The organism is Pristimantibacillus sp. Z349TD_6 (assembly GCF_056173205.1).
This window is the reverse complement of sequence record NZ_CM149662.1, coordinates 6826742-6841699: the sequence shown is the minus strand read 5'-3', so window position 1 is coordinate 6841699 and position 14958 is coordinate 6826742. Positions and strand designations below refer to the sequence as shown.

The window sequence follows — 14958 nt, the reverse complement described above, 5'->3', positions numbered from 1 at the left end:
TCGCTGCTGCCTTTTTTCTATTGGAGCCTATATTTAGGCTCGCTTAAGTATACTTCGGAGCACAGAAGTGATCAGCTTATGATCTTGATCATCCGGCAATCCGGATACAGCAATGGTTCCGATTACCCCGAAGCCTCTAGCGTAGATGGGATACGCTCCGTTATAAGGAGCGTAGAGTGAAGGGGATAACGAATAACGCTCGGCAAGTGTTGTACCGGCAGCGCGCAGCTCGATTTCCATACGATAGGAGCTGACTCCAAAACGATTGACGACGCGTGCTTTTCGCATGACCCAGTCATCATTGTCTGCCGAGGTGCCGGGAAAAGCATAGTGAAACAGCTGTTGTTCGCCTTTTCGGATATCAATCGTTACCGACTTGTTCTCCGATTTGGCCTGCTCAATGAGCCCAAGTCCGATTTGCAGCGCGGTTTCGTTCGTGAAGGAGTCGAATTGCAGTTCCTCTTCCTCCCGCTTTAATTCCTCTAGGAGTTGTTCGTGATTCATTATGCCGATCTCCTTTACAGCGATATATTAAGCTCTGAAGCCGTCTTTGCTATGTACTCCCGAGCTTGCTGATACTGCTCATTGGTGGATAGATGCTCGATAATGAGCGTCGTATCCGGGTGCAGCTTGTTCAGCTCGGTAAGAAATGTACGGTAATCAAGCAAGCCTTGGCCAGGGATGACCTCATCCATATGAACGGTCAATTGACCGCGCAGCAAAATATCTTTCGCATGGCAATTCCGAATATATGGCCCAAGCTTTGCAAAGAAATCACGGATCATCTCGCCATTTTGGTAATAGGCCCGAGGGCTGCTAATGATATTGACGGGATCGAAGTGTACGCCAAAACCTTTGCGATCGATCGCTTTGATCAAGGCAAGATAGGAGTCAGCTGAATCTGGGAACACCCACGGCATCATTTCCAAGGCAAATACGGTTCTCTCTGGTTTAACCGCATCGATAATTTCACGCGTCGTCTCTACAATGAGCTCAAAGGTTTCATCGCTGAAATTTTCTGGATCGGGTCCGTCCCATTGTTCGCCGCGTGAGCCGGCAATGTTTACGCAGCACTGCGCAGCCATTCGTTCTGCAAGTTCCAGACGCTGCGTGCAGTATGCAATTGCTTTGCGTCTTGTTTCCTCATTTCGGCTAATAGGGTTGCTCCATGCGCCGACCTCGGAAATTAGAATATCATGTTTTGCTGCTGCGGCTAAGTAATCATCCAGCTCGCTAATATCTTCATTGCCGTCTATGGGGCAGGTTGTTGCGCGGAAGCCCGCTTGTATAAGTGCATTTGACCAACTTTCAGGATTTTTATTTTCTAGAAAAACCTGACCTCCAAGCCTCATCGAAACCCCGTCCTTTGTTCGAATATTTTCTCGCTAGCAGGAATAACTTATGTTGAGCAAAGTATAACATAAACACGTGTTTATACAAGATCAATCTTTTTGATGAGGATGAGCACATTGAAAAAATAAAATTTTGTTGCTGCAAAGGGATTGACAGCCAATTTATGAAATGTATATGATAATGGCATAAACACGCGTTCACGAAAGAGGCTAGCAACAATTGAAAAAGGCAGACATAAATAGTGTAGAGGTCGCCCGCTTGGCTGGCGTATCTCGCAGCACGGTCAGCAGAGTTATTAATAACTACTCCAACGTTCCAACACAGACGCGTGAGAAAGTTATGAAGGTGATCCAGCAGTATAATTATTTTCCTAATGTATCGGCTCAAGTGCTAGCTGGGAAACGAGCACGAACAATTGGCTTGTTTCTGATAGCTCCCGGCCATGTATCTAGTGATATTCTCACGAACATGCTGATCGTAAGTGTAATTGAGGATGCCTCAGCTTATGGATATTATGTTCTTACACATATCATCCGAGATACAAACGATACCGAGACAATGAAGAACGTAAAGGAGATTTTTTTCCAGCGCCGGATTGACGGAGGTATCTTTATTGGTGCCGCTACTCATGAGCCTATTATAGAGGAGCTTATTGAGGAGGGTTTCATCGTCGGCGTTGTGGATCAGGAGCAGCCAGAGCATCCACAGTCCAACCGAATCGTTTCAAATTTCAACAATGATTCCGGCATGAAGCAGGCGGTCGCCTATCTAGTTGGACTTGGCCATACGAAAATAGGTGTCATTAACGGGGATATGAAGCGGCTATCTGGCCCTGCGAAATACGAAGGCTTCGTGAAGGCGATGCAATTATGCGGCTTGCAGGTCAATCTGGATTGGGTAATACAGGGCAGTTTTCATGAAGAAAGCGGATATGAAGCGATTCATACTTTTCTCAATACGAAGAGCGAGCTGCCTACAGCAATTATTGCTGCTAATGATAGTGTAGCATTCGGGGCGATTAGAGCTTTAAAGAAACAGGGATTGCAAGTGCCTGCAGATATGTCGATGATCGGCTTTGATGATCATGCGCTTAGCGAGAAACATCATCCGGCATTAACGACAATCCGGATTGATTTTAGCGGTATGCTGGGGCAATTGACCTCTATGCTCATCGACAGAATTGAGCAGCAGGAAGCATCAGTCAAACAAATTACACTGGATTGCAGTTTAGTCGTTCGGGATTCATGCCGCAGGGTGTAAATTTTTTTATCAAATAATAAACGCGTGTTCAATGTTTATTTGAGCAACTTCGAGGAAGACATTTTTTTAAACCGCAATAAACACGCGTTCACATTGGAAGGGGTGATTAAGGTGTAATCGAAACATGGCTTCCTACTTGACGATGGATACGAAGCAGACTGAACTGACTATTACTTTTATCAAGGGGGTATTTACGGTGAAAAAAGGAATGACGGTATTAGTTAGTAGTATAATTTCCACGATGTTATTAATTACGGCCTGCTCAGGCGGGTCAGGCTCCGCGCCAAAGCCGAGCAATGATGCAGGAACAAACGGGAATGAAGGGGCTGCCGCAGCTGGAGGAGACATTAATTATTGGTATCCTTGGGGCGGCGACTCGGAGAAATGGGACAAATGGCGAATGGAAGAGTTCGAGAAGAAAAACCCAACCTATAAGATTAATGCCACCTATGTTCCACCGGATGGCGGCCTTTCAAATGGCAAGCTGGTATCCGTCATATCTGGAAAAAATCCGCCGGACGTCGTTATTAGTTCCGATTATGCAAGCGCTTACTCACTCGCAGCGCAAGGCGCCCTTGAGCCAATGGATGAGTATCTCTCCGCTATGGGCTTCAACGAATCGGACGTTCTGCCCTCATTCTTGCCGTTAATGAAGCGGGATGACAAAACGTATCTATATCCGCAGGATTCCAATGTTAACTTGCTCTATTACAATGTGGCGATGTTCAGAGAAGCCGGACTTGATCCAGATAACCCGCCGAGAACAATCGAAGAGCTTGATGCTGCGGCTGAGAAGTTGACGGTGTTAAACGGCAAAAACGTTGAACGCCTAGGTTTTATCCCATGGATCGACGCCGGTGATGACGCGTTTCTGTGGGGCTGGGTTTTCGGAGCGAATTTCATTGATGATAAAACAGGCGATGTTAAGCTCAATGATGATCACTTGAGCGATATGTACAACTGGATGAATAAGTATGCGCAGAAATACAATCCAGAGAAAATCAAATCATTTACGTCGGGCTTTGGCGGAGCGTTTTCCCCGGATCACCCATTCTTCACGGGTAAAGTGGCGATGACTGTCAACGGCAACTGGTTCGCGAATGCGCTCAGCATTTATGCGCCAGACCAAGAGTATCGCGTAGCGGCAATACCATTTCCGGCAAATGGCCGCGAGAAAGCAACAACGTTCGGAACGAATGTATTCATGATTCCAAAGGGCGCGAAAAACCCTGAGAATGCGATGAAATTCATTTTGTTTGGAGGTCAGCCTGAAATTCTTGCTGACAATATTAACACTTGGCGTTCCATCTCCATTTACAATGCGCCAAGCGATGCGATTAAGTGGGATAAGGAAAATGATGCAGTCTACAAAGTCGTTCGCGAAGTCGCAGCGTCACCAAATTCCGGACATCCGGCATTAACGCCAGTTGCCAAAGAAATGTCCAATGAGCTGAAGCTGCTGCGTGATAATGTCATTTATAACAATAAAGATCCGAAGCCGCTGCTTGAAGAAGTAGAGAAGAAGCTGCAAAAGGAAGTAGACAAAAAGAAATAATGAAATAGAAATAGTGAAATACAGAAGACCCGCTCTCGGATGAAGTTGCACATGCACCGCTTCCGGGAGCAGGAGCTTCTAAGGCAATAACATGTAGGAAGTAAATACTTGCAAGGTGGTGAATAAACTTGAGAACTACTGCTACAGACCTTAAGGGAAAACCGATTGTACCTGCCAAGCACAAATCCAAAAAAGGAATGGAGCGTTTGGAGCTTGCTGCCGTTTACCTTGTTTTGGGCTTGATCACGATTGCATTTGTTCTGCCTTTTCTATGGCTGCTGTCCGGTTCACTCAAGAGCAGCACGGAATTGTTTGCAAATCCGCCGATTTGGATTCCTAGCAAGCCGCAATGGTCCAACTTTTCAACAGCCTTTGGCGAGTTTCCGTTTTTACTGTATTTACGAAATACGCTCACCATTGCCGGCTTTGGCATCGTCGGAGCAGTTATATCGAATACGTTGATTGCCTACGGCTTCTCCCGCGTGGAATGGAAGGGGAGAGACGGTGTATTCGTTTTAGTCCTCGCGACAATGATGCTGCCGTTTCAAGTGACGATGATTCCACTATTTCTTATGTTTCAAAAGCTCGGTTGGATCGGAACGTTCCTCCCGCTTATTGTTCCTGTATTTTTTGGAAACCCGTTTTTTATCTTCTTATTGCGTCAATTTCTAATGGGCATTCCGAAGGAGCTTTCGCAATCCGCTAAGGTCGATGGGGCAAGCGAATTTCGGATTTATTGGCAAATGATTCTTCCGTTATCGCTGCCTGTAATTACAACAGTCATGATCTTCTCCTTCACACACGCTTGGGGTGATTTCATTGGCCCTCTCGTATTTTTGAGTGATAACAAGCTTTATACGCTTTCACTTGGTATCCAGCAGATCATGTCCGTTAATGATCCGCGTTGGCCGCTTCTAATGGCAATTGGTATCAGCATGACGGTGCCGGTGCTCGTTATCTTCTTTGTTCTCCAGAAGTATTTCATTCAAGGGATCGCCTTCTCGGGGATCAAAGGTTAGGAGTGTATGAAGATGAATATGATGAGAAAAGATTTGGTCAACGGTTTGCTCTTTATTTCACCGTGGATTGTTGGATTCTTGTTTTTCACTGCTTACCCGTTAATCAGTTCGTTCTATTATTCATTAACCGACTACGATATCATCAATCCGCCTGTCTTTGTTGGTCTGGAGAATTATAAGACGCTTTTTACCGGTGATGATATGTTTTATACCGTGCTTAAGAATACGTTGTATATGGTGTTTATAGGTCTTACTGTCATAACGGCATGTACCGTATTTATATCGATTCTACTTAATAATAAGAAGGTTAAAGGCATGGCCTTTTTCCGGGTGATCTTTTTTCTGCCGACGCTCGTACCATTTGTTATCCTGTCGATTCTGTGGGTGTGGGTGCTGCAGCCGGATTCTGGTGTGGTAAATACAGTACTTGGCTGGATTGGCATTGATGGCCCAGGGTGGTTTGCCAGTCCAAGCTGGTCGAAGCCTGCTTTTATCCTTATGGGGCTATGGGGTGCTGGCGGATCGATCATTATTTATCTTGCCGGACTACAAGGTATTCCAGAATCGCTTTATGAAGCGGCATCAATCGATGGCGCCAATTCGATGCAAAAGATGTTTTCTATTACATTGCCTATGCTCAGGCCGGTCATTCTCTTTAATGTCATTACCGGCATTATCGGCACTTTTCAATCGTTTGCGGAATCTTTCATTATTACGCAGGGCGGGCCAAATGGATCAACGATGTTCTATTCTCTATACCTTTATCAGAATGCCTTCCAGTATGCGAAGATGGGGTACGCTTCGGCTATGGCATGGGTGCTGCTTGTTATAGCTCTAGTCTTTACGCTGGTTCTATTCAAGGTTAGCAACCGCTGGGGGAGCAACGACTAATAGTTTATTAGAGTGAGTTGCTAAATGACGATGATGAAATAACTAATTTATCGGAAAAGGATGTGCGCATGTGAATCATATTCAGAATTCCAACTTAACCAAAATAGGGCTCGTTGTAGATAACATTGAAGAGGCAGTCAACCATTATTGCCGTTTATTCAACCTGCCGCTGCCAGAAATTCAAGTGCCGAAGCTAGAGGAGCCAAGCACAGAGCATACGGATGACAATTATACGTGGTACCGCGGCGAATATCGTGACACGCGGACAAAATTTGCGAATTTGCAGCTGGGTCCGGTAACCGTAGAGCTGCTAGAGCCGCTGGATGAGCCTAGCCCTTGGAATGAATATAAGCAAAAGCATGGGCAAGGCGTTCACTTTATTGCTTTTACGATCAATGGCTTTGAACAGCATATCGATTTCATGCAGCAGCAGGGTGCACCGCTTACTCACAAAGGAGAGTATGGCTCCGGACGTTATTCCTATTTTGACTCGGAGAACATGCTGGGCGTAACTTTGGGGCTTCAGGAGCTTGGTCCAAAACAAAATTAAGCGAAGCACATCGCACAAGCGGAGTCTCAAGAAAATTAGATTTTGAGGAGGATTCATATGATAAAAGGTATTGCTCACAACGCGATTCGTGTCACAGACATGGAAAAGTCTTTGCACTTTTACTGCGACATTGCTGGATTGACCAAAGCGTTTGAAATTCATGATGACGATAATAAGCCATGGATCGTTTATTTGAAGGTGTCAGGCGGACAGTTTTTGGAATTGTTTTATGACGGGGTAAAGGTGCCGGAAAACCGCTATGCGCCGGACTTAATTGGATATCACCACTTCTGCTTCGAAACCGATAATATCGCGGAGCTTGCGAAGCGCTTCTATGAGCATGGACTGATGAATGATGACAAGCCTGGACACGGCAAGGATTTAAATCATAACTGCTGGATACATGATCCCGACGGAAATGCGGTTGAGTTTGTGCAGATTCATCCCGATTCCCCGCATGCCAAAAGCAGTGCAAAAAAGGAGGCATAACGATGTTAAAAGGTAACGCGCATATCGCATTTGTTGTATCGGATATGGACAAATCGCTTCATTTCTATAGTGAGGTACTTGGCTTCGAGCAAGCTTTCAAGCTGGATGACGATGAAGGCAAGCCATGGATTAATTATTTGAAGGTGGCCGATGGCCAATTTATTGAACTGTTTTATGGCGGTACCCGTGAATATATCAGCAATCCAAAAAATGCGGGCTCGACACATATTTGCTTCGAGGTCGATGATATTTATGAAATCGCTGACCATTTGAAGAAACATGGCATTGAGCTGGACAGTGAGCCCAAACAAGGCAAAGACCTCAATCTACAATGCTGGGCGAAAGACCCTGACGGCTTCCCTATCGAATTTATGCAGCTTGATCCGCGCTCGCCGCAAAGTAGAAGCTAAATGATGAAGAAAACAGCTAGAATTGGCATGATTGGTTATAAGTTTATGGGGAAAGCGCATAGCCACGCCTATCGCGATCTGCCTTTCTACTTCGATTCGCCGGTAGAGCCTGTGCTGCAGGCAATCGCAGGGCGGAATGAAGCGGAAGTCAGCGCGGCGGCCCATAAGATGGGGTGGCTCTCCTGGGAGACAGATTGGAGAAAGCTTATTGAACGACAGGATATTGATGTCATTGACATCGGAGCCCCCAATCATCTTCATGCTGAGATCGCAATCGCTGCGGCAGAAGCGGGCAAGCACGTCATTTGCGAGAAGCCGCTCGCGGTCAATGCAAGCCAAGCAGCGGAGATGCTGCAGGCGGTAAAAAAAGCAGGCGTTATGCATATGATTTGCCATAATTATCGTTTTGCGCCTGCGATACAGCTAGCTAAGAAGCTGATCGATGAGGGCAGGTTAGGTAAAATCTATCATTTTCGAGGCGAGTATTTACAGGATTGGCTGGCAGATCCGAATATTCCGATAGGGTGGCGTCTCCGCAAGGAGCAAAGCGGTTCAGGAGCGCACGGTGACCTGATGTCGCATGTAGTTGACCTCTCGAGATTCCTAATCGGAGAAATTTCCGAAGTAACAGGCTTGCTTCATACGTTTGTGAAAGAGCGGCCTCTGGAGGGCAAGATGGGGGAAAGAGGCTGTGTTGATGTTGATGATGCCTCCTCTTTCCTAGCTAAATTTGCAAATGGCGCGATCGGTGTCTTCGAAGCGAGCAGATTTGCCAAGGGCAACCGCAATGGACATCGATTTGAAATAAACGGGTCAAAAGGGTCTATACGATGGGATATGGAGCATATGAATCTTCTTCAATTGTATTTGGAGGACGATCCAGAAGGCATTCAGGGCTTTCGCACAATTCAGTGTACAGAGCAGGTACACCCTTTCGCCGGAAGCTATTGGCCGGCTGGTCATATTATCGGCTACGAGCATACCTTTATTAATATGATGGCGACGTTCATGGAAGGGCTGCACAGCGGCATTAATCCTGCTCCGAATTTCGAGGACGGCTATAGAAATCAGCTCGTTATTGAAGCCGTTGAGCGTTCTGCCGAGTCGAGACAGTGGATGGATGTACCTGCAATTAGCGATTCTTTGTTGTTTTCATAGCCTCATATAACAAAAATGAATAGTCGGTTGACGTGCAGGGCTGTAGTGAAGAAGGATTTTTCTTCTTGCTGCAGCCTATTTTTGTTTATACTTATGTTATAATCGCCATATTAAATAAGGTGCTGAATCCTATTTCGGGAGTATGTATCACTAGAAATATGTAATTGAGTGAGGGAAAACCTGTGAATGACTTCAACAAATTCAATCGCGAGAAATGGAGCAAGATAAGAACAAAGGGCAGGCTGCCATACGCTATTAGATGGGTGCTTTATTTATTAATTTACGTGTTAATTATTCAGGGAGTACTCATTGTACTAGGTCGTAAAAGTGTAGATCAAATCGAAATGGCACCTATTATTTTTATTTCAGTTGTCGTAGGTGTTACTCTTTCTTTGATTCGATGGTCTGTTTTTGAGAAAAAATTTAATCAGGAATAAATAAGGATGAGGTGAGTAGACATGTTGGCATCCATTACCCAAGCTGAGAATGGATATTCGGTCCGTTTCGAGCGCAATTTGAAGCATGCTGTGGAGAGTGTCTGGTCGATGCTGACTGACAACGAGAAGCTGGCACAGTGGTTCCCCGAGCTGCATGTCGCGGACCTGCGTGAAGGCGGATTAATAAAATTTGATATGCAGAATGGACAATTTGAAGAGATGGCCATCACCAGGCTCAAAGCGTTATCGGTTTTGGAGTTTACGTGGGCTGAGGATATCGTTCGTTTTGAATTAGAGGCAGAGCCAGAGGGCTGTCGCTTGGTTTTGATCGAGAAGCTTACCCAAATTACAGCGCATACCCCTAGAGATATTGCCGGCTGGGATGTATGTTTGGATGTTATCGAGGCATTGCTGGATGGAAATACCATTGCCTCTCGCAAGGATGTATGGAAAATGAAATACGATAAATATGTACAAGCCTTTGAAAATTTACCTCAGGCTTAGAAATAAGTATTCAATCAGCTTGGGTTAATGGATGTGAAAGAGATGATTACAGGAATATTGGTATTTTTACTAGCAGGGTTAGCTGAAATAGGTGGGGGATACCTGATTTGGTTATGGCTGCGTGAAGGCAAGCCGATGTATTGGGGAATGGTCGGAGGTGTAGCTTTAGCACTATATGGTGTTATTGCTACATTTCAATCTTTCCCCTCGTTCGGAAGAGTCTATGCGGCGTACGGGGGCGTTTTTATAGTAATGGCTGTTTTGTGGGGCTGGCTTGTCGATAAAAAAACACCTGATTTATACGACTGGATAGGTGCTGCTATTTGCTTGGTCGGTGTTTCAGTTATACTGTGGGCGCCAAGGCATTAGTATGGTCTAGCTTACTGTGTAGAATAACCATTTACAATTCAGGGAACGATTTGTTAACATATATGAAATATTGAAAAAGGCGATGACGAGAAGAGTACATAAACAAATTCTTTCGCAGAGAGCCCCGGCAGCTGAAAAGGGGCAAGGAATGGTTTATCGAAACAAGTCTCTGAGCATCACATCGGAACCTGAACAAGGGGATGCTGTGACAGGAGCTCCTGTTATAGAGCTAGAGTATAAGCATCCTTTGGTGCCGTACTTGAAGAGGTTAATATGGCGACATATTAACGAATCTGGGGTGGTACCGCGAAAAATTTCGTCCCCAAGACGCGAAGTCTTGGGGGTGGATTTTTTTTTTGTTTTTTGAAATATAAGAATTTATAAGTTTGTTAGCTTATAAAGGGCTTATATTTCACCGTCAAAGCTACTTCAGCGTCTAAAGGACGCCGAAGGCGTTTTTGCTTGGGACATGAAAAATCAAGGTATCGATAGCAACCCTAAATTGGAGGTTTTACAATGAGCAGCGAATTAGAGCCGAACACGGATCATTTTTTATACAAAATCATTAATGAGGATCTTCAAGCAGGCGTGTTTACACGAGAAATGTGCACGCGCTTCCCGCCGGAGCCTAATGGATACCTGCATATCGGAAGCGCCTTTGCCATCCATACGAACTATACGATTGCGCAAAAGTATAATGGGAAGTTTCATTTGCGATTTGACGATACGAATCCTCTGAAGGAGGACATCGAATATGTAAATGCTATTATCGAAGATATCAATTGGCTTGGTTATCGTCCGGGCAGCCATATTTATTATGGTTCGGATTATTCGGATGCGATATATGATGCTGCTGTTGCGCTCATAAGTAAAGGAAAGGCTTATGTTTGTGAATTATCACCAGAGGAAGTAACGGAATATCGGGGGACGCTTACGGAGCGGGGCAAGGATAGCCCTTACCGAAATCGCTCCATTGAAGAAAATGTAGAACAGTTTGCGAAAATGAAAAACGGTGATTTTAAGGCCGCTTCCAAAGTATTGCGTGCCAAAATCGATATGAGTGCGCCTAATATTAATTTAAGAGATCCCGTTATTTATCGCATTATCCATGCAGAGCATTACCGGACGGGAAATAAGTGGTGCATTTATCCGATGTACGATTTTGCCCATCCGATTCAAGATGCCATCGAGGGCATTACCTACTCGTTATGCTCCATTGAGTTCAAAGACCATCGTCCTTTGTACGAATGGGTATTAGAGGAGCTGGAATTTGCTCATCCGCCAAGGCAAAGGGAATTCGGCAGGCTGAATCTAACGGGTGTCGTGACGAGCAAGCGATATTTGAGACAGCTCGTTGAGGGCGGCTTCGTCGACGGCTGGGATGATCCAAGGCTGCCAACGATTCGTGGACTCAGGCGAAGAGGCTTTACGCCCGAGAGCATTAGAAATTTTATCGATGAGATCGGCATGATTAGAGCGCAAAATTCCGTTGATATCGCGATGCTGGAGCATGCGGCAAGACAGGATTTGAAGGCGAAGGTCAAAGGCGTAATGGCCGTCATCCATCCACTGAAAGTGGTCATTACTAATTACCCTGAGGGCCAAACCGAGCTGTTGTCCATTGATAATAATAGCGAGAACGACACGCTTGGCAAACGCAAGGTCACCTTCTCTAGCACGCTATTTATAGAGAAAGATGATTTTATGGAGCAGCCGTCCAAAGGGTTTCACAGATTAGCGCCCGGAGCTGAAGTCCGGCTGATCGGCGCCTACTTCATTAGATGTGAGGAAGTCATTAAAGATGAAGCCACAGGTGAGATCATTGAGCTTCGCTGCACTTACGATCCCGAAACGAAAAGCGGAACGGGCTTTACCGGCCGGAAGGTGAAGGGGACGATCCACTGGGTTTCGGAGAGTCATGCGGCTAAGGTGGATGTCCACCTTTATGAGAGTCTGCTGCGGGGTAATGAAGTCCCGAAGGATACCGATATAGCTTGGGACAGCGTCATTAATCCGAACTCACTGCAAATCGTGAAAGATTGTAGGATTGAGCCTTTTGAGGTTCTTCCGCAGCCAGAGGATAAGTTCCAATTCGTTCGGCATGGATATTTTTGCGTGGACAAAAAACATACAACGAATACGAAGCTAGTCTTCAATCGCATCGTACCGCTTAAGGATACGTGGAAGAAAAAATAAAGCGATAACAAGATGAAGCCTCTCATGTGGTAAAATAATACATATGGAGGCTTCTTTTTTTAAATATAAGAAAGTAAATCTATGCTCCTACTTATCTTATATTTCATCGTCAAAGCTACTTCAGCATCCAGAGGATGCTGGAGGCGTTTTTGCTTGTGAAGCTCAACAATCGGAGAACGAGGTGATGGAGTGTTCTTGCATAAGCTTCGACCATTGATTTTGTCCGCTGTCCTATTATTTATGCTTTTACCAGAAGCGGCAAGTGCCAACGGGGGACCGCTGCATTATCCTGCGGAGGGTTATGGCAGGCTGGAGCTGGATGATCAATCGCAAGTGAGTTTGGTTCGTGAGAAGGTTGTGTTTACCTTCCGTGATATCGAACGGTTCAAAAGCCATGCGGAAGTAACGGTTCAGTATGAACTTCACAATACGTCCGATTCCGCTAAGGACTTGGAGGTTTTATTTGTAACGCCTGTAAGTGAGGCCTTTATGGTATCAGAGGGAAATAATGAGATTAATGCGATCATGGATCCGAATGTAAAGACGGTTAATTGGCAAAATACCCAAGTGAAAAATACGGTCACTGATCCAGTAAGCGGCAAGGAGCTGCGTTTATCCAATTATTCATCTGAAATTGGGCCAGCACAAGGAGCGAGGTTCCCTTTATCTTTTGAGCCGAACGAAACGAAAAATATTGTCATCAACTATATTGAAAATGGGGGGATGTATAATAAAGGCGTGATTACGACGATTTTTTCCCATCTTTATTATTTGACCCCAGCAGCTTTCTGGGAGGGAGAACCGCATGTCGAGCTTGAAATACGGCTAAGCGAACCCGGCGCTGCGCTTCATTCGAATTTAGCAATGGAACAAACGGACTCCAAAACATTCAAAGCTGTTTTTAATGAATTGCCCAGCAAGGACTGGTATTTTTCTTACACGTATCCCAAAAGATTGTTGTATCCAACGAATATAGAGAAGGATCATAATCTCTTGGTGTTGGGAACAGTCGCCGCATTAACGGTAATTGCTGCAGCGCTTGCGCTGTTTTTTAGAAAAAGTTTTTTATTTACGATCAGTGCATTTGGGATTTTTGCTTTTACGGTATATTATATCTCGAAAATGGGCGGTTATCCGTTTAACGCTATTTTTGTAGGGTTTGTCGACTTTGTTGTTGGCGTAGGGCTGCTTATTTGTGATATTTTAATTAGAAGAACGATTCGTAGACGTAGAGAAATGACCAAAACCATGTAATCGTCCGTCCACATCTTTTAAAAAACTCGAAATCAACGTAAACTGTAGGAAACATTAGAGGAGAGAGAGTTAAATGACAAACGAAGCATTAACCATTAATCATGAAGATCTTTTGGCTGATCTAGAATACCGAGGGCTAGTACAGCAATTTACTAACCGCGAGGAATTACATAAGAAGCTTACGAGTGAACGCGTTGTACTTTATTGCGGATTCGACCCTACAGCGGACAGCCTACACATCGGCAGCTTGCTCCCGATCTTGTGCTTGCGTCGTTTCCAACAGGCTGGCCATATTCCACTTGCGCTAGTTGGCGGCGGAACAGGCTTAATTGGCGATCCAAGCGGCCGCTCGACGGAACGCTCGCTTAACACTGCGGATACAGTATCCGAGTGGACAGAGAGCTTGAAGCGTCAGCTTTCCCGCTTTCTTGATTTCAATGCTGCGGATAATGCGGCTAAGCTCGTAAGCAACTACGATTGGATTTCGCCGCTGGATGTCATTACTTTTTTACGCGATGTAGGCAAAAACTTTACTGTAAACTACATGCTGGCGAAGGATTCGGTCGATTCCCGTCTTTCATCAGGCATCTCGTTTACCGAGTTCAGCTATATGATTTTGCAAGCCTACGACTTCCATAAGCTTCATCAAGAACATGGCTGTTCCTTGCAAATTGGCGGCAGTGATCAATGGGGCAATATTACAGCAGGCCTTGATCTGATTGGCAAAATGGGCGGAGGCGACGCTTACGGCATGACAATGCCTCTCGTTACCAAAAGCGACGGCAAGAAATTCGGTAAATCCGAATCTGGCGCAATTTGGCTGGATCGCTCGAAGACATCGGCGTACCAGTTCTATCAGTTCTGGATCAATACTGAAGATAACGATACGATCAAATTTTTAAAATATTTCACATTCCTCTCTCGTGCAGAAATCGAAGCTTTGGAGACAGAGCTTCAGTCGCATCCAGAGAAGCGGGTGGCACAGCGTGAATTGGCGCGTGAAATTACTCGCCTTGTTCATGGACAAGAAGCGCTCGACAGCGCAGAGAAAATTACGCAGGCATTTTTCTCCGGCGATGTAAATCAACTGAGTGAAGCTGAGCTGATCGAAGCTTTGCAGGACATGCCTACAACGGTGCTTACGAATAGAGAAGAGATTGCGCTTATGGATCTTCTGATCGAATCTGGAGCTGCACCATCTCGCCGCCAAGCGAAACAAGATATTACGAGCGGCTCGATTTCGATTAATGGCACGAAAAACACGGATGTAGAATCCATCATCGGCTCGGAGCAAAAGCTCTATGCCAAATTTGTCGTGCTGCGCCGCGGCAAGAAAAATTACTTCTTGATTCGATTTGAATAGGACAAAAAAAACCAGACTTCCGTTAATGGAAGTCTGGTTTTCTTTTGAATGTTATATCTATTTTAGCAAGTCGAGTTTACGCTCTCCGAGACCAACGTGTGGTTATCATCCAACATCAATCTCCGCGACGAGAGTCTGGCTATCCATCGA

16 protein-coding genes and 1 other annotated feature are annotated in these 14958 nt (G+C 45.2%); of the genes, 14 read left to right on the top strand and 2 right to left on the bottom strand.

Going from position 1 to position 14958, the window contains the following annotated elements:
- Positions 1-33: 33 nt before the first annotated feature.
- Entirely contained in the window at positions 34-504 is a 471-nt protein-coding gene (locus AC0VYE_RS29695) for a heme-degrading domain-containing protein (RefSeq protein WP_475444330.1), read from the bottom strand.
- A 14-nt stretch (positions 505-518) separates the two neighbouring features.
- A complete protein-coding gene (locus tag AC0VYE_RS29690; RefSeq protein ID WP_076267320.1) occupies positions 519-1352 on the bottom strand; it encodes a sugar phosphate isomerase/epimerase family protein in 834 nt (277 codons plus the stop codon).
- Between the two features lie 220 nt (positions 1353-1572).
- On the opposite strand from AC0VYE_RS29690, the gene AC0VYE_RS29685 reads away from it, so the two are divergent.
- From AC0VYE_RS29685 to tyrS, 14 genes are all read left to right on the top strand, one after another.
- Positions 1573-2613, top strand: coding sequence for a LacI family DNA-binding transcriptional regulator (locus AC0VYE_RS29685; RefSeq protein ID WP_083681815.1), 1041 nt, complete (start codon positions 1573-1575; stop codon positions 2611-2613).
- Positions 2614-2737: 124 nt separating this feature from the next.
- Positions 2738-4168 carry an ABC transporter substrate-binding protein gene (locus AC0VYE_RS29680; protein ID WP_475444327.1) on the top strand — a complete coding sequence of 477 codons (1431 nt, stop codon included), beginning with the start codon at positions 2738-2740 and terminating at the stop codon, positions 4166-4168.
- 128 nt (positions 4169-4296) lie between these two features.
- Positions 4297-5187 carry a carbohydrate ABC transporter permease gene (locus AC0VYE_RS29675; RefSeq protein WP_256710838.1) on the top strand — a complete coding sequence of 297 codons (891 nt, stop codon included), beginning with the start codon at positions 4297-4299 and terminating at the stop codon, positions 5185-5187.
- A gap of 12 nt (positions 5188-5199) precedes the next feature.
- Positions 5200-6078 (top strand): carbohydrate ABC transporter permease, encoded by an 879-nt coding sequence (locus AC0VYE_RS29670; RefSeq protein WP_076267319.1) that lies wholly within the window; start codon positions 5200-5202, stop codon positions 6076-6078.
- A 70-nt stretch (positions 6079-6148) separates the two neighbouring features.
- A complete protein-coding gene (locus tag AC0VYE_RS29665; protein ID WP_475444325.1) occupies positions 6149-6628 on the top strand; it encodes a VOC family protein in 480 nt (159 codons plus the stop codon).
- A gap of 57 nt (positions 6629-6685) precedes the next feature.
- Positions 6686-7117, top strand: coding sequence for a VOC family protein (locus AC0VYE_RS29660; RefSeq protein WP_076267317.1), 432 nt, complete (start codon positions 6686-6688; stop codon positions 7115-7117).
- Positions 7118-7119: 2 nt separating this feature from the next.
- Positions 7120-7527, top strand: a complete 408-nt coding sequence (locus AC0VYE_RS29655) for a VOC family protein (protein WP_076267316.1) — start codon at positions 7120-7122, stop codon at positions 7525-7527.
- Complete coding sequence (locus AC0VYE_RS29650) at positions 7528-8685, top strand: Gfo/Idh/MocA family protein (protein WP_076267315.1); 1158 nt, start codon at positions 7528-7530, stop codon at positions 8683-8685.
- 182 nt (positions 8686-8867) lie between these two features.
- A complete protein-coding gene (locus tag AC0VYE_RS29645) occupies positions 8868-9122 on the top strand; it encodes a hypothetical protein (protein WP_076267314.1) in 255 nt (84 codons plus the stop codon).
- Between the two features lie 21 nt (positions 9123-9143).
- Complete coding sequence (locus AC0VYE_RS29640; protein WP_475444321.1) at positions 9144-9626, top strand: SRPBCC family protein; 483 nt, start codon at positions 9144-9146, stop codon at positions 9624-9626.
- A gap of 42 nt (positions 9627-9668) precedes the next feature.
- Positions 9669-9995 carry a YnfA family protein gene (locus AC0VYE_RS29635; RefSeq protein ID WP_076267312.1) on the top strand — a complete coding sequence of 109 codons (327 nt, stop codon included), beginning with the start codon at positions 9669-9671 and terminating at the stop codon, positions 9993-9995.
- A 73-nt stretch (positions 9996-10068) separates the two neighbouring features.
- Positions 10069-10322, top strand: a binding site (T-box leader).
- Positions 10323-10511: 189 nt separating this feature from the next.
- Positions 10512-12191 (top strand): glutamine--tRNA ligase/YqeY domain fusion protein, encoded by a 1680-nt coding sequence (locus tag AC0VYE_RS29630; RefSeq protein WP_475444320.1) that lies wholly within the window; start codon positions 10512-10514, stop codon positions 12189-12191.
- A gap of 195 nt (positions 12192-12386) precedes the next feature.
- Entirely contained in the window at positions 12387-13445 is a 1059-nt protein-coding gene (locus tag AC0VYE_RS29625; protein WP_475444318.1) for a hypothetical protein, read from the top strand.
- Between the two features lie 73 nt (positions 13446-13518).
- Positions 13519-14808, top strand: a complete 1290-nt coding sequence (gene tyrS / locus AC0VYE_RS29620) for a tyrosine--tRNA ligase (RefSeq protein ID WP_475444316.1) — start codon at positions 13519-13521, stop codon at positions 14806-14808.
- The last annotated feature ends 150 nt before the right edge of the window (positions 14809-14958 follow it).

What these genes read in the sequence shown, in the direction of transcription:
- AC0VYE_RS29695 (WP_475444330.1), bottom strand. Translation starts at nt 504, where the DNA reads ATGAATCACGAACAACTCCTAGAGGAATTAAAGCGGGAGGAAGAGGAA.
- AC0VYE_RS29690 (WP_076267320.1), bottom strand. Translation starts at nt 1,352, where the DNA reads ATGAGGCTTGGAGGTCAGGTTTTTCTAGAAAATAAAAATCCTGAAAGT.
- AC0VYE_RS29680 (WP_475444327.1), top strand. Translation starts at nt 2,738, where the DNA reads ATGGCTTCCTACTTGACGATGGATACGAAGCAGACTGAACTGACTATT.
- AC0VYE_RS29670 (WP_076267319.1), top strand. Translation starts at nt 5,200, where the DNA reads ATGAATATGATGAGAAAAGATTTGGTCAACGGTTTGCTCTTTATTTCA.
- AC0VYE_RS29660 (WP_076267317.1), top strand. Translation starts at nt 6,686, where the DNA reads ATGATAAAAGGTATTGCTCACAACGCGATTCGTGTCACAGACATGGAA.
- AC0VYE_RS29655 (WP_076267316.1), top strand. Translation starts at nt 7,120, where the DNA reads ATGTTAAAAGGTAACGCGCATATCGCATTTGTTGTATCGGATATGGAC.
- AC0VYE_RS29650 (WP_076267315.1), top strand. Translation starts at nt 7,528, where the DNA reads ATGATGAAGAAAACAGCTAGAATTGGCATGATTGGTTATAAGTTTATG.
- AC0VYE_RS29640 (WP_475444321.1), top strand. Translation starts at nt 9,144, where the DNA reads ATGTTGGCATCCATTACCCAAGCTGAGAATGGATATTCGGTCCGTTTC.
- AC0VYE_RS29635 (WP_076267312.1), top strand. Translation starts at nt 9,669, where the DNA reads ATGATTACAGGAATATTGGTATTTTTACTAGCAGGGTTAGCTGAAATA.
- AC0VYE_RS29630 (WP_475444320.1), top strand. Translation starts at nt 10,512, where the DNA reads ATGAGCAGCGAATTAGAGCCGAACACGGATCATTTTTTATACAAAATC.
- tyrS (WP_475444316.1), top strand. Translation starts at nt 13,519, where the DNA reads ATGACAAACGAAGCATTAACCATTAATCATGAAGATCTTTTGGCTGAT.